Source organism: Micromonospora halophytica (assembly GCF_900090245.1).
Taxonomy (GTDB): Bacteria; Actinomycetota; Actinomycetes; order Mycobacteriales; family Micromonosporaceae; genus Micromonospora; species Micromonospora halophytica.
The window spans coordinates 16,127-29,453 of sequence record NZ_FMDN01000002.1 but is presented as its reverse complement, the minus strand read 5'-3'; the positions used below and the strand labels follow the sequence as shown (position 1 = coordinate 29,453).

The 13,327-nt window shown below is 72.9% G+C and carries 12 protein-coding genes; 5 read left to right on the top strand and 7 right to left on the bottom strand.

Features of this window, described 5'->3' with window-relative positions; all coding sequences use genetic code 11:
* Positions 1 to 8 precede the first annotated feature (8 nt).
* Together secG and GA0070560_RS02820 are read left to right on the top strand one after the other, a co-directional pair.
* On the top strand, positions 9 to 269 hold the full coding sequence (gene secG, locus GA0070560_RS02825; RefSeq protein WP_091291006.1) for a preprotein translocase subunit SecG: 261 nt from the start codon (positions 9 to 11) through the stop codon (positions 267 to 269).
* 130 nt (positions 270 to 399) lie between these two features.
* A complete protein-coding gene (locus GA0070560_RS02820; RefSeq protein ID WP_091291001.1) occupies positions 400 to 744 on the top strand; it encodes an RNA polymerase-binding protein RbpA in 345 nt (114 codons plus the stop codon).
* A gap of 53 nt (positions 745 to 797) precedes the next feature.
* On the opposite strand, the gene pgl is transcribed toward GA0070560_RS02820, so the two are convergent.
* The 6 genes from pgl to tkt form a co-directional block, all read right to left on the bottom strand.
* The gene (gene pgl / locus GA0070560_RS02815; RefSeq protein WP_091290997.1) at positions 798 to 1,568 is read right to left on the bottom strand and encodes a 6-phosphogluconolactonase; all 771 of its coding nucleotides are present in this window, start codon (positions 1,566 to 1,568) and stop codon (positions 798 to 800) included.
* Positions 1,569 to 1,709: 141 nt separating this feature from the next.
* Positions 1,710 to 2,726, bottom strand: coding sequence for a glucose-6-phosphate dehydrogenase assembly protein OpcA (locus GA0070560_RS02810; protein ID WP_091290994.1), 1,017 nt, complete (start codon positions 2,724 to 2,726; stop codon positions 1,710 to 1,712).
* Between the two features lie 58 nt (positions 2,727 to 2,784).
* Complete coding sequence (gene zwf / locus GA0070560_RS02805; protein ID WP_091290991.1) at positions 2,785 to 4,335, bottom strand: glucose-6-phosphate dehydrogenase; 1,551 nt, start codon at positions 4,333 to 4,335, stop codon at positions 2,785 to 2,787.
* Positions 4,336 to 4,337: 2 nt separating this feature from the next.
* Positions 4,338 to 5,981 carry a glucose-6-phosphate isomerase gene (locus GA0070560_RS02800; RefSeq protein WP_091290988.1) on the bottom strand — a complete coding sequence of 548 codons (1,644 nt, stop codon included), beginning with the start codon at positions 5,979 to 5,981 and terminating at the stop codon, positions 4,338 to 4,340.
* 75 nt (positions 5,982 to 6,056) lie between these two features.
* Positions 6,057 to 7,262 (bottom strand): transaldolase, encoded by a 1,206-nt coding sequence (tal, locus tag GA0070560_RS02795; RefSeq protein ID WP_091291880.1) that lies wholly within the window; start codon positions 7,260 to 7,262, stop codon positions 6,057 to 6,059.
* Positions 7,263 to 7,278: 16 nt separating this feature from the next.
* Positions 7,279 to 9,417, bottom strand: coding sequence for a transketolase (tkt, locus tag GA0070560_RS02790; RefSeq protein WP_091290984.1), 2,139 nt, complete (start codon positions 9,415 to 9,417; stop codon positions 7,279 to 7,281).
* Positions 9,418 to 9,679: 262 nt separating this feature from the next.
* Here tkt and GA0070560_RS02785 point away from each other — a divergent pair, with 262 nt between their 5' ends.
* From GA0070560_RS02785 to GA0070560_RS02775, 3 genes are all read left to right on the top strand, one after another.
* A complete protein-coding gene (locus GA0070560_RS02785) occupies positions 9,680 to 10,639 on the top strand; it encodes a heme o synthase (protein WP_091290981.1) in 960 nt (319 codons plus the stop codon).
* A gap of 289 nt (positions 10,640 to 10,928) precedes the next feature.
* Positions 10,929 to 11,261 carry a hypothetical protein gene (locus tag GA0070560_RS02780; protein ID WP_091290978.1) on the top strand — a complete coding sequence of 111 codons (333 nt, stop codon included), beginning with the start codon at positions 10,929 to 10,931 and terminating at the stop codon, positions 11,259 to 11,261.
* 6 nt (positions 11,262 to 11,267) lie between these two features.
* Positions 11,268 to 12,191: an ATP-grasp domain-containing protein gene (locus tag GA0070560_RS02775; protein WP_091290975.1), complete on the top strand. Its 924-nt coding sequence runs from the start codon at positions 11,268 to 11,270 to the stop codon at positions 12,189 to 12,191.
* A gap of 168 nt (positions 12,192 to 12,359) precedes the next feature.
* Here the strand turns inward: GA0070560_RS02775 and GA0070560_RS02770 are convergent, their stop codons facing one another.
* Complete coding sequence (locus GA0070560_RS02770) at positions 12,360 to 13,310, bottom strand: COX15/CtaA family protein (RefSeq protein ID WP_091290972.1); 951 nt, start codon at positions 13,308 to 13,310, stop codon at positions 12,360 to 12,362.
* Positions 13,311 to 13,327: the final 17 nt, after the last annotated feature.

Genomic DNA, 13,327 nt, shown 5'->3' with positions numbered 1-13,327 from the left:
CCCCAGCCATGCCGATCTGGTTCGCATACACGTTGATCGTGTTGCTGGTCATCACGAGCGTTCTGCTCACCATGCTGATCCTGCTGCACCGCGGTAAGGGCGGCGGTCTGTCGAGCATGTTCGGCGGTGGGGTCAGCTCCAGCCTGGCCGGCTCGTCGGTGGCCGAGAAGAATCTGGACCGCTACACCGTCCTGGTGAGTATCGTCTGGTTCGCCTGCATTGTCGGGCTGGGCCTCTGGCTCCGGCTCCAGCTCAGCAGCGGGGCCTGATCCCGTCGGAGTCTCGGCGTACAATCTGCGCGCGGTCCGTTACGGACCGCGCGCAGATTTTTGTGCACCGCGTCGCCGCCGCCCTCCCCTCCGGGTGGTGGTCCCCTCCGACGGACAGGAACGAGCAGCCGTGCCGAGTGTCAACATCATCCGGGGCGCACGGGTCGGTTCGGCCCCGGAGCGCCCCGCCGAGCGCTACCAGTTGGCGCCCCGCCACGCGGTGACCTACTGGTGCCGCAACTCGCACGCCACCCAGATCCGGATGGCGCTCGACGCCGACGTCCCCACCCTCTGGGACTGCCCCCACTGCGGCCTGCCCGCCGGCCGGGACGCCGACAACCCGCCCGGCCGGGCCCGCCCCGAGCCCTACAAGACCCACCTGGCCTACGTGAAGGAGCGGCGCAGCGACGCGGAGGGGGAGGCCATCCTGGCCGAGGCACTCGCGGCGCTGCGCCGGCGTCGCGGCCGCGACTGAGACGCCGGAGCCCCGGTCCTCCCGCTGGGGGGCCGGGGCTCCGTGCTGTCTTCTCAGCGCAGGCTGCGCGAGCGTGGCGGCACGTCGGCCGCCGCCGCCCGGTCCAGCAGCCAGAGGGTACGCGTGACACCCTGCACGCCCGCCGCCGGCAGCTGCACCGGCCCTGCGCCGGCCAGGGCCATGCCCACCGCCCGGGCCTTGTCCGCGCCGCTGGCCACCAGCCAGACCTCCTCGGCGGTGTTGATCGCCGGCAGGGTGAGCGTGGTCCGCAGCGGCGGCGGCTTCGGGCTGCCCCGCACGGCGCTGACCGGCCGGTTGTCGTGGTGCACCGGGTGCTCCGGGAAGACCGACGCCACGTGCCCGTCCTCGCCGACGCCCAGCATCAGCACGTCGAAGTGCGGCAGCGTGGCGTGCCCGGGGCGGGCCGCCCGGGCCAGCTCCTGGGCGTACGCGGCGGCCCCCGCCTCCGGGTCCGCCCCGGCCGGGCCGTCCGAGGCCGGCATCGGGTGCACCCGGGCCGGGTCCAGCGGTACGGCGTCCAGCAGCGCGGCCCGCGCCTGCGTCTCGTTGCGCTCCGGGTCACCGGCCGGCAGGAAGCGCTCGTCGCCCCACCAGACGTCCACCCGGGACCAGTCGACCGCGTCCCGGGCCGGCAGCGCCGCCACCGCCCGGTAGACCGCCGCGGCGATCCGCCCGCCGGTCAGCACCACGGCGGCCTGGCCCCGCTCCGCCTGCGCGTCGAGCAGCTTCACCACCAGCCGGGCCGCCACCGCCTGCGCCAGCAGGTCGGCATCGGCGTGGACGGCGACACTCGCCTCACTCATGTGTTGTGCCTTCGTCTCCCGACCGCGTCCACGCGGTCCCTGTTCGTCGTGCCCGGGGGCCGGTCGGCCCGTGGGTCGCGGGCCCTCGCCCGCCCGTCGGTGTGGGTGGCGGCCGGACGGCTCCCACCCACACCACGGCGGTCAACTGCCGGCGCTGGTGCCCGCGTGGGCGGTCACCCCGGCCTCGGCGCGCCGCGCGGTCGCCGGGTCCTTCCAGACGTGCACCCGCTGGGCGGGGCGCTGGTCGAGGCCGGACAGCCCGGCCGCGGCGCCGAGCGCCTCGGCGTACACCTGGTCGGCGTCGAGTCGGCGCAGCTCCTCGGCCAGCTCGTCGCCGAGTGGGCGGCGCACCAGTGGCAGCGTCCGGTCCTCCTGACCGGTACGCCGGAAGACCGCCAGGCTGTCGGTACGGGTGAGGGTCAGCACGTCGCCGTTGGCACAGCGCAGCTGCACCTCACGCATCCGGGGGTGCTCGTCGGTGTGCTGCCACTGCGGGTCGACGCCGAGCCGGGCGGCCAGCCAGCCGCGCATCAGCGCCGCCGTCGGGTCGGCGCGCGGCGCGACCACCGTCGCGTCGGTGACCCGGGCCCCGGTGGTGTCGAACGCCCCGGCGACCAGGGTGCGCCACGGGGTGATCCGGGTCCAGGCCAGGTCGGTGTCGCCCGGGGCGTAGTCCCGGGCCCGCTGCCGCAGCGCCTCGAGCGGGTCGGCGGCCTGCGCGGAGTCGGTGATCCGCCGGTCGGCCACCACGCCGAGGAAGTCGGTGGCGATCTCCTGCGGCGGCTCGCCGTGCCACCAGGTGACCACCGGGACGTCCGGCACCAGCAGCGGCATCACCACCGACTCGGCGTGCAGCGCCAGCCGCCCGTACATCCGGGTGACCACGGCCTCGCAGGGGCCGAGCCGGCCGCCGACGACGATCTCCGCGTCCAGCCGGTTGCGTTCCCGCTCGACGTCCGTGCGGACGACGACCAGCAGCCGGCACGGGTGGGCCGCCGCGGCGATGGTCGCGGCGGCCTCCGCCTCGCGGACCCGCTTCTCGTCCACCACCACGATCAGGGTGAGGGCCATGCCGCTGGCCACCCCACCCGCGCTGCGCCGTTCCGCGGCGAGCGCCTTGACCACCTCGTTGCCGGTGGTGTCCCACAGGCCGATCACTGGAGCCTCCCGGTCCGCTCGCTTCGACTGTCCACGGCCGCCGTCCGGCGGTGGCCGCTCACGCCCGCCGCCAGGCGCGGCCCTCGCGGGCCAGCATCTCGTCGGCCGCCCGCGGCCCCCACTCGCCGGCCCGGTACGGCTCCGGCTTCGTGCCCGCCCAGGCGTGCTCCAGCGGGTCCACCACCGCCCAGCTCTGTTCGACCTCGGCGGCGTCCGGGAAGAGGGTCCGGTCGCCGATCAGCACGTCCAGCACCAGCCGCTCGTACGCCTCGGGGCTGGACTCGGTGAACGCCTCGCCGTACTGGAAGTCCATCGCGATGTCGCGGACCTCCATCGTGGTGCCCGGCACCTTGGAGCCGAACTTCAGCACCACGCCCTCGTCCGGCTGCACCCGGATGACCAGCTGGTTGGGGCCCAGCGACTCCATGTCGGCCGGGTTGAAGGGCAGGTGGGGCGCCTTCTTGAACATGACGGCCACCTCGGTCACCCGGCGCGGCAGCCGCTTGCCGGCGCGGATGTAGAACGGCACCCCCGCCCAGCGGCGGTTCTGGATGCCCAGCTCGACGGCGACGTACGTCTCGGTGGTGGAGTCCGCCGGCACGTCGTCCTCGTCCAGGTAGCCGACCGCCCGCTGACCGCCGACCCAGCCGGGCAGGTACTGCCCGCGTACGGTGCCCCGGGAGATGTCCCTGGGCAGGGTGATCGCCTTGAGCACCTTCAGCTTCTCGGCCCGGATCTCGTCGGCGTCGAAGCTGGTCGGCTCCTCCATCGCCACCAGGGCGAGCAGCTGGAGCAGGTGGTTCTGGAGCACGTCGCGGGCGGTGCCGACCGAGTCGTAGAACCCGGCCCGGGTGCCGATGCCGACGTCCTCGGCCATGGTGATCTGCACCGAGTCGACGTACTTGGAGTTCCACAGGGGTTCGAAGAGGTTGTTGGCGAACCGCAGGGCGAGGATGTTCTGGACCGTCTCCTTGCCCAGGTAGTGGTCGATGCGGAAGACGTCCTGGCGGGTGAAGACGTCGTCGACGAGGTCGTTGAGCTCCTTGGCCGACGGCAGGTCGTGCCCGAACGGCTTCTCCACCACCACCCGGCGCCAGCCGCCGCACTTCTCGTTGTCGGCCATGCCGGTGCGGGCGAGTTGCTTGAGCACCACGGGGAAGGCGGTCGGGGGGATGGAGAAGTAGAAGGCGGCGTTGCCGTGGATGCCGTGGCTGGCGCGCAGGTCGTCCAGTGTCCGGGCGAGCTTGTCGAAGGCCGCGTCGTCGTCGAACGAGCCGCCGACGAACTTGATGTTGCCGGCCAGCCGCGACCACACCTCCTCCCGCCACGGTGTACGGGCGTGCTTCCGCGCCGCCTCGTGGGCCAGCGACTCGAAGTCGCCGTCACCCCAGTCGCGCCGGGCGAAGCCCAGAACCACGAATCCGGGGGGCAGCAGTCCCCGGTTGGCCAGGTCGTAGACCGCCGGCAGCAACTTCTTGCGCGCCAGGTCGCCGGTCACCCCGAAGATCACCAGAGCGCAGGGCTCCGGGATCCGGGGAAGTCGTCGGTCCTGCGCGTCGCGCAGCGGATTCACGCCGCCTCCTCGCTCGGTCTGGTCCATGTCGTCCATCGTCACGCCCGCCATCGTCCGATCGCATCCCGCAGCTGGGCCAGCCCGGCCGCCCTGTCGGTCAGGTGCAGCCGCAGCACCGGTCGGCCCCGCTCGATCAGCGCCTGCCGGTCGCCGGTGGCCTGTGCCGCCTGTAACTCTCCGAAGGAGTACGGCCGTCCCGGCACCGGCAGATCAACGTCCACCGCCCCGGTGAGCTGAAGATAGCTGCCGACCGGCGGGCCACCCTTGTGGTACTGCCCGGTGGAGTGCAGGTACCGGGGGCCCCACCCGAAGGTGACCGGCCGCCCGAGCGTCCGGGCCAGCAGCGGTCGCAGCTCCGCCGCGTCGGCGTCGGCGACCCGGTCCAGGTACGCCGTCACGGCGAGGTGACCGGCGACGTCCACCCCGTCGAGCAGGTGCCGCAGCGCGCCGTCGAGGTCGGCGGGGGCGCCCGGTGGGGCGTACACCTCGATGGCGCCCTCGGTGCGCGACGGTGTCTGCGTCGGTGGCCCGGACTCCAGGATCCGCCGGGTGTTCTCCTTGCTCGCGGCGACGTCCGGCTGGTCGAAGGGGTCGACACCGAGCACCGTCGCGGCGACGGTCGTGGCGTACTCCCAGGCGAGGAAGTGCGCGCCCAGCGGACCGTTCACCGCCAGGTCCGGCGCGCATCCGCCGCCGGGGACGTCTCCGGCGGCCAGGGCGCCGCCGTAGCTGACGGTCAGCACGTCCGGCCCGGCGACGCCGGGTGCCACGGGTGACTCCACGACCACCGGCAGGATGCCGGTGCCGGCCTTGCCGGTCGACTCGGCCAGCAACTGCTCGGCCCAGTCACCGAGGCCGTCCAGGCCGGTGCCGTCGCCGACCAGGGCGACCGTGCCCCGGCCCCCGGTGGCCGCCGCGCCCAGCGCCGCGCCCAGCGCCAGGGCGGGATTGTCCGCGTCCCGGCCCAGCGACGCCGAGAACGCCTCGGCGTCGTCCAGCAGGGCGGTCACCTCGGCCCCGGCCAGCGCGGCCGGGACCAGGCCGAAGGCGGTCAGCGCCGCGTACCGGCCGCCCACCTCCGGGTCGGCGGGCAGCACCACCGCGCCCATCTCGTGGGCGACGGCCTCCAGCGGCGAACCCGGGTCGGTCACCACCACGAAGTGCCGGGCCGCCTCGGCCTCGCCCATCCCGGCGTCCAGGAACGCCTGCCAGTACGCCCGGCGGTGGCTGTCGGTCTCCACGGTGGCGCCGGACTTGCTGGCGACCACCACCACGGTGCGCTCCAGCCGGTCGGCCAGCACCGCCCGGATTCGTCCCGGGTCGGTCGTGTCGAGCACGGTCAGCGGCCGGCCCAGCGTACGGACGATGGTCTCGGCGGCCAGCGACGAGCCGCCCATCCCGACGAGGACCACGTGGTCCAGGTCGGCCAGCTCCGCCGTCAGCTCGGCGAGCTGGGGGAGCAGCTCCCGGCTGCGCCGGTGGGTGTCCAGCCAGCCCAGCCGCAGGCGCGCCGTCGGCTCGGCGTCCGGCCCCCACAGCGCGGGGTCCTTGCCGGCCAGCCGCGCCGGCAGGCCCCGACCGACCAGGTCCTCCCGCAGCCGGGTGGCGCCGTCGACGGCGTCCGCGCCGTGCACGGCCAACCCGGCGGCCGCGACCGCCGGCTCGGCCGTCAGGTCACTCATGCGGCCACCGGGCCGGGCGGGCGACGGCGTGACGCGCCGCGGGGCGGAACCCCGCGGCGCGTCCGACGCCCAACGTCACGCGTTGCCCCCGGCCTGCTCGGCGGCCTGTGCGTCGCCCTTGGCGGCCCGGTTCGGCCTGCCGGTGCCCTTCGCCGCCTCGACCAGCGACTTCGTCACGCCGTCGAGCAGCTCCAGCCAGCTGGCCTCGAACTTCTCCACGCCCTCGCGCTCCAGGGTGGCGATCACGTCGGACATGTCCACCCCGACCGACTCCAGGTCGGTGAAGACCGTGCGCGCCGCGTCGTACGACCCGGTGATGGTGTCGCCCCGGGTCTCGCCGTGGTCGGCGTACGCGTGGATCACCGACTCGGGCATGGTGTTGACCGTGCCGGGGGCGATCAGCTCCTCGACGTAGATCACGTCCCGGTACTCCGGGTTCTTCGTCGAGGTGGACGCCCAGAGCGGCCGCTGCGGGTGGGCGCCCGCGTCGGCCAGGGCCTGCCAGCGGTCCGAGGAGAAGACCTGGCCGTAGCGTTCGTAGGCGAGCTGGGCGTTGGCGACGGCGGCGCGCCCCTTGAGCCCCAGCGCGCGCTCCTTGCCCGCGGCGTCGGAAGCCTCGCCGGCCATCCGGTCCAATCTCTTGTCGACCTCGGTGTCGACCCGGGAGACGAAGAAGGACGCCACCGAGCCGATCCTGGACAGGTCGTGACCGTTCGCCTTCGCCTGCTCCAGCCCGGCGAGGAACGCCTCCATCACCTGCGAGTAGCGGTCCAGGCCGAAGATCAGCGTCACGTTCACGCTGATCCCCTCGGCCAGGGTCGCGGTGATCGCCGGCAGGCCGGCCTCGGTCGCCGGGATCTTGATGAACAGGTTCGGCCGGTCGACCAGCCACCACAGCGCCTTGGCCTCGGCGACGGTCCGCTCCGTCTCGTGCGCCAGCCGGGGGTCCACCTCGATGGAGACCCGGCCGTCGACGCCGTGGCTCTTGTCGTACGACGGGCGCATCACGTCGCAGGCCCAGCGCACGTCGTACGTGGTGAGCATGCGGACGGCCTCTTCGACCTCCACGCCACGGGTGGCCAGGTCCCGCAGCTGCCAGTTGTACTCGTCGGCGTCGCTCAGCGCCTTGGCGAAGATGGTCGGGTTCGTGGTCACCCCGGCCACGTGCTTCTCGCGGCGCAGCTGGTCCAGCCCGCCGGAGCTCAGTCGTACCCGGGAGAGATCATCGAGCCAGACCGCCACGCCCGCGGCGGTGAGTTCGCTCAGCCTGTCCGTCGTCATGCCGTCCACGCTCCCCTCAGTTGCCGGTCGTGAAACCGGTGATGTCGCCCACCCGGGCCAGCGACGCGTGAGCCGCCGCCACGATCCGGTCCGGGGTGAACCCGAACTGCTCGAAGAGCACGGTGTGCGGCGCGCTCGCCCCGTAGTGCTCCAGGCTCACGCTCTCGCCGAGGTCCCCGACGACGCCGCGCCAGGACATCGCGATGCCCGCCTCCACGCTCACCCGAGCCTTTACCCCGCGCGGCAGCACCGACTCCCGGTACGCCTCGTCCTGCGCGTGGAACCACTCCTGGCAGGGCATCGAGACGACCCGGGTCGGGGTGCCGTCGGCCTCCAGCCGCTCCCGGGCGGTGAGGCAGAGCTGCACCTCCGAGCCGGTGCCGACGATGATCACCTGCGGCTTGCCGTTGGACGCCTCGGCCAGCACGTACCCGCCCTTGGCGACACCCTCGGCACCGCCGAGCTGCGTACGGTCCAGCGTCGGCAGCGCCTGCCGGCTCAGCGCCAGCGCGGTCGGCCGGTCGGTGTGCTCCAGCGCCTGCCGCCAGGCCCAGGCGGTCTCGTTGGCGTCGGCGGGCCGGACCACGTCCAGGCCGGGGATGGCGCGCAGCGCGGTCAGGTGCTCCACCGGCTGATGGGTCGGGCCGTCCTCGCCGAGGCCGATCGAGTCGTGCGTCCAGACGTAGACCACCGGCAGCTTCATCAGCGCGGCGAGCCGCACCGAGGGGCGCATGTAGTCGCTGAACACCAGGAAGGTGCCGCCGTACGGGCGGGTGCCGCCGTGCAGGGCGATGCCGTTGAGGATCGCGCCCATGGCGTGCTCACGGATGCCGAAGTGCAGCGTGCGGCCGTACTCGTGGCCGGGGAAGTCCTTGGTGGCGTGCGCGGCCGGGATGAACGACGGCTCGCCCTTCATGGTGGTGTTGTTGCTCTCCGCCAGGTCGGCCGAGCCGCCCCACAGCTCCGGCAGCACCGGGGCGAGCGCCTCCAGCACCTTGCCGGAGGCGGCCCGGGTGGCCACGCCCTTGGCGTCCGCCGGGAAGGTCGGCAGGACGTCGGCCCAGCCGGCGGGCAGCACCCGGCCGGCCATCCGGTCGTGGAGCGCCTTGCGCTCGGCGTTGGCGCCGGCCCAGGCGTCGAAGGCCTGCTGCCACTGCCGCTGGGCCGCGTCACCCCGGCCCATCACCAGCCGGGCGTGGCCGAGGACCTCCTCGTCGACCTCGAAGTTCTGCTGCGGGTCGAAGCCGAGGATCTGCTTGGTGGCGGCCACCTCGTCGGCGCCGAGCGCCGAGCCGTGGATCTTGCCGGTGTTCTTCTTGTTCGGGGCGGGCCAGCCGATGATGGTGCGCAGCGCGATGAAGGAGGGGCGGTCGGTCTCCGCCTTGGCGGCCAGCAGCGCCTGGTACAGCGCCTCGACGTCCTCGTGGTAGTCGCCCTGGTCGGCGTCGCCGGCGCGCCAGTCGACGGTCTGCACGTGCCAGCCGTACGCCTCGTAGCGGGCCGCGACGTCCTCGCTCTTGGCGATCCGGGTGTCGTCCTCGATCGAGATCTCGTTGTCGTCGTAGATCACGCAGAGGTTGCCGAGCTGCTGGTGGCCGGCGAGGGCGCTGGCCTCGTGGCTGATGCCCTCCTCGATGTCGCCGTCGGAGGCGATGCACCAGATGTCGTGGTCGAAGACCGACGCGCCGGGCTCGCTCTCCGGGTCGAAGAGGCCGCGTTCGCGACGGGCGGCCATCGCCATGCCCACCGCGTTGCCCATGCCCTGGCCCAGTGGGCCGGTGGTGGTCTCGACGCCGGGGGTGTGCCCGTGCTCGGGGTGGCCCGGGGTCAGCGAGCCCCACTGCCGCAGCGACTTCAGGTCTTCCAGGCTCAGCGGGTAGCCGGAGAGGAAGAGCTGGATGTAGAGAGTCAGGCTGGAGTGCCCGGCGGAGAGCACGAACCGGTCCCGGCCGGGCCAGTTCGGGTCGGCCGGGTTGTGCCGCATCACCCGGTTGAAGAGCAGGTACGCCGCGGGCGCGAGGCTCATCGCGGTGCCCGGGTGACCGTTGCCGGATTTCTCCACGGCGTCCATGGCCAGCACGCGGACGGTGTCGACGGCCCTGCGGTCGAGGTCGGACCAGTTGAGAGCGGAGTGCTCGGGACGGTTGGCAGCCACGATGGTTGTGCTCCTCGGCAGATGGGCGGAACCCTCACCAGTGACCCTATCGAGCGGCCCTAAACCTCCGCCCGGGGATCACTGCACGCCGACGGGTACGTGTCGGACGCCGGGACCGTTCGGTCGCCAGGTGTGACGGCTCGCACCGTTGTCGGGTCGCCCGGGCAGCCAAAACGACAGCGCGTAGTGTGTGGGGCGGTGTGTGGACCCAGTCGGGTCCGGCCGACCCGATCCCCCTGCCGAAGCCGGAAGGTGGCAATCCGTGAGCATGATCACCGAGCGCCCCGTCAGCAACTCTGCCGGGCAGCCGCCGGTGCGCACGGTGGCCGAGGAGTCGGCGAAACCGCGCCGCGACGTCCGGGCGGTGGTCGCCGCGTACGTGGCGCTGACCAAGCCGCGGATCGTCGAGCTGCTGCTGGTGACCACGGTGCCGGCGATGATGCTCGCGGACGGTGGCATGCCGTCGCTCTGGCTGGTGGCGGTGGTGCTGATCGGCGGCTCGCTCGCCGCCGGCGCGGCGAGCGTGCTCAACTGCTACATCGACCGGGACATCGACCAGTTGATGCGGCGTACCAAGCGCCGCCCGCTGCCGGCGCACACCGTGTCGCCGCGTAACGCGCTGATCTTCGGCCTGGTGCTGGCGGCGGTGTCGACGGCGCTGATGGTGGCGTTCACCAATCTGCTGGCGGCCGGGCTGACCCTGGCCGCGATCGCCTACTACGACCTCGTCTACACGCTCTGGCTCAAGCGCACCACGACGGCGAACACCTTCTGGGGCGGTGCCTGCGGGGCCGCGCCGGTGCTGATCGGCTGGGCGGCGGTCACCGGTTCGCTCGCGCCGCAGGCGTGGGCGCTCTTCGCGGTGGTCTTCTTCTGGCAGATGCCGCACTTCTACCCGCTGGCCATGAAGTACAAGGACGACTACGCGCGGGCCGGCATCCCGATGCTGCCGGTGGTGGCCTCGGCCCGCCGGGTCAACGCCGAGATCCTGGTCTTCGCCTGGCTCACCGTGTTGACCTCGCTGGCGCTCTGGCCGATGGGGATGAGCCCGATCTACGGTGTGCCGACGCTCGTGGTGGGGGGCATCTTCCTGGTCGAGGCGCACAAGCTGTGCCGCCGGGTGAGGCGGGGCGAGGCGGTCAAGCCGATGCGGCTGTTCCACTGGTCGACCACCTACCTGACGATCCTCTTCGCCGCTGTCGCGGTCGACGCGCTGATCTGACACCCGAAGGTGGCACGGTGTGGCCCGGTGTCACACCGTGCCGCCCCGGCGTGCCGTTCGTCACGCCTGCGGCCTCGCTGAACATCAATTTCCGGAATCTTTTTCACCCTGAGCGGCATCGACTCAAGTTGGACGCATTAGGGCGATCCGGGCCGCCCGGTTTGTCCCACCCTTTACGACTTGTCAGGGCAAATTACCTGTGGTCTTCCTTAAACCCGTAGGTAATTGGCATCACAAAAGGTTCATCGTTCTCGCACCAACGGGTGGCTCTCTGCTTAGGCTTCGCGTCATGGCAGATGGTTCCGATACGACGCTGACGGCTGAGCAGACCGCGGAGCAGGCCCCCAACGGCCTGGTCTCCGGCATCAGGTCGTTCGCCGCCGGGCACGGCGGCGCGAAGGCGGTCATCGAGTACGTCGGCAAGCGTGGCGCGCGGATCGTCCTCGTCGGCGAGGACGGCGCGTGGGCCGACCAGTTCGCGGACGACACCGTCGTCGCACGCCAGGCGTGCGCGAAGGCGGGAGTCACCGTCGAGAACGCCTGGGAGCGTGAGCTCATGGACCAGATGCGCCCGAGCAACGACCTCTGGCGGTCGATGGCCCGGCGCACGATGGCCCGTTGACATAAATTGACCCACCACCACCAGTCGACCCGGGGGGAACCCCGGGTCGCTCTCGTCACCTGCGACCGGCTCGCCGACCTCGACCCGGACGACCGGCTCGTGCTCGCCCCGCTGGCCGCCCACGGCGTCACCGTCGAGGCGGCCGTCTGGGACACCCCGGACGTCGACTGGGCCGCGTACGACCTGGTCGTGCTCCGCTCGCCCTGGGACTACGCGCTGCGCCGCGACGAGTTCGTGGCCTGGGCGGAGAGCGTGCCGCAGCTGGTCAACCCGGCCGACGTGGTGCGCTGGAACACCGACAAGCGCTACCTGGGCGAGCTGGCCGCCGCCGGGGTGCCGACCGTGCCGACCGGCTGGGTCGAGCCGGGGCAGGACTGGACGCCGCCCGCGGACTCCGGCGAGTACGTCATCAAACCCGCCGTCAGCGCCGGCAGCCAGGACACCGGCCGGTACGACCTCGCCGACCCGGAGCACCGCGAGCTGGCCGCGGCACACGTGCGGCGGCTCTCCGCGGCCGGCCGGGTCACCATGGTCCAGCCGTACCTGACCGCCGTGGACACGGCGGGGGAGACGGCGCTGCTCTTCCTGGCCGGTCCGCAGGGGCTGGCCTACAGCCACGCGATCCGCAAGGGCCCGATGCTGGACGGCCCGGACCTCGGCGTGGAAGGGCTCTACAAGCCCGAGGAGATCACCGCCCGTACCGCGACGCCGGAGCAGCTGGCCGTCGCCGAGCAGGTCCTGTCGGCGGTCCCCGGCGGGTCGCAGCGCCTGCTCTACGCCCGGGTGGATCTCATCCCCGGCGCGGACGGCACGCCCGTCCTGGTGGAGCTGGAGCTGACCGAGCCGTCCCTGTTCCTCGGGTACGCCGACGGCGCCCCCGAGCGCCTCGCCGACGCGATCGTCGCCCACCTGTCCCGTCAGGCGACCTGACTTCCGGCGGCCCGCCTTGACGGCGGCGCTCGGAGGGCGGGCGGCGCGCCGAGCAGCCGGACGGCGCTGATCAGGTCGGCCTTGATCGACTCTGTGTCGCCGATGTGGCGGTGTCGGAGCGGCGCGGACACCGCCACATCGGCGACCTCGCGGCGAGGTGCTGGTGGGTCAGGCGACGGCGGGTACGCGGTCGGCCGTCGCGGTGGCTGCGGGAGCGGGAGCGGGAGGGGCCGGGCGGCGCTCGCGGGTCGACCAGAGCACCGACAGGGTCGCCAGCAGCACCAGGCAGGAGCCGAGCATGTGCGCGCCGACCAGCAGCGCGGGCAGGTCGGTGAAGTACTGCACGAAGCCGATCACGCCTTGACCCAGCTCCACCGCGACCAGCACCACCGCCGCCCGGGCGGCGGCGGTGGCGCCGACCGCCTGGAACGCGAAGACCAGCGCCACGGAGAGCCCGATCAGCAGGAACACCCCGTCGGCGTGCACCTGGGAGATCTGCTCCGGGTCCAGGCCGTTGCGGGCCGCGCCGCCGTCGCCGGCGTGCGGGCCGCTGCCGGTCACCCACGTCCCGACCACCAGCACCGACGCGCTGACCACGGTGGTGAGCAGCGCGAGGGTACGCAGCGGGCCGGGCACCACGGCCACCGCCGGCCCGTCCGGCTCCTTGATCCGCCGCCACAGCGCGTACGCGGCCGCGATCACCACCATCGAGGCGAGGAAGTGCAGCCCGACCACCCAGGGGTTCAGGTTGGTCAGCACGGTGATCCCGCCGATGACCGCCTGCGCCGGGATGCCGAACAGCACCGCCACGGCGAGCGGCAGCAGCCCGCGCCGGCGCGGGCGGTGCAGCAGCACGGCCAGCACCACGGCGAGGGCGATGATCCCGACGGCGAAGGTCAGCAGTCGGTTGCCGAACTCGATCATCCCGTGCACGCCCATCTCGGGCGTGGTGGTGTACGAGGCGTCGGTGCACCGGGGCCAGGTCGGGCAGCCCAGGCCGGAGGCGGTGAGCCGGACGGCCCCACCGGTCACGACGATGGCCACGTTCGCCACGATCGAGGCGTATGCGAGGCGGCGCAGCAGGGTGGTGGACACCGGGAACCGGTCGGATGCCTTCACGCAGCGAATCCTACGGC

Excerpts from the sequence above, each read along its gene's own strand:
- secG (WP_091291006.1), top strand. The coding sequence starts at position 9 with ATGCCGATCTGGTTCGCATACACGTTGATCGTGTTGCTGGTCATCACG.
- pgl (WP_091290997.1), bottom strand. The coding sequence starts at position 1,568 with ATGAGTGAGGCGAGTGTCGCCGTCCACGCCGATGCCGACCTGCTGGCG.
- zwf (WP_091290991.1), bottom strand. The coding sequence starts at position 4,335 with ATGGACGACATGGACCAGACCGAGCGAGGAGGCGGCGTGAATCCGCTG.
- GA0070560_RS02800 (WP_091290988.1), bottom strand. The coding sequence starts at position 5,981 with ATGAGTGACCTGACGGCCGAGCCGGCGGTCGCGGCCGCCGGGTTGGCC.
- tal (WP_091291880.1), bottom strand. The coding sequence starts at position 7,262 with ATGACGACGGACAGGCTGAGCGAACTCACCGCCGCGGGCGTGGCGGTC.
- GA0070560_RS02780 (WP_091290978.1), top strand. The coding sequence starts at position 10,929 with ATGGCAGATGGTTCCGATACGACGCTGACGGCTGAGCAGACCGCGGAG.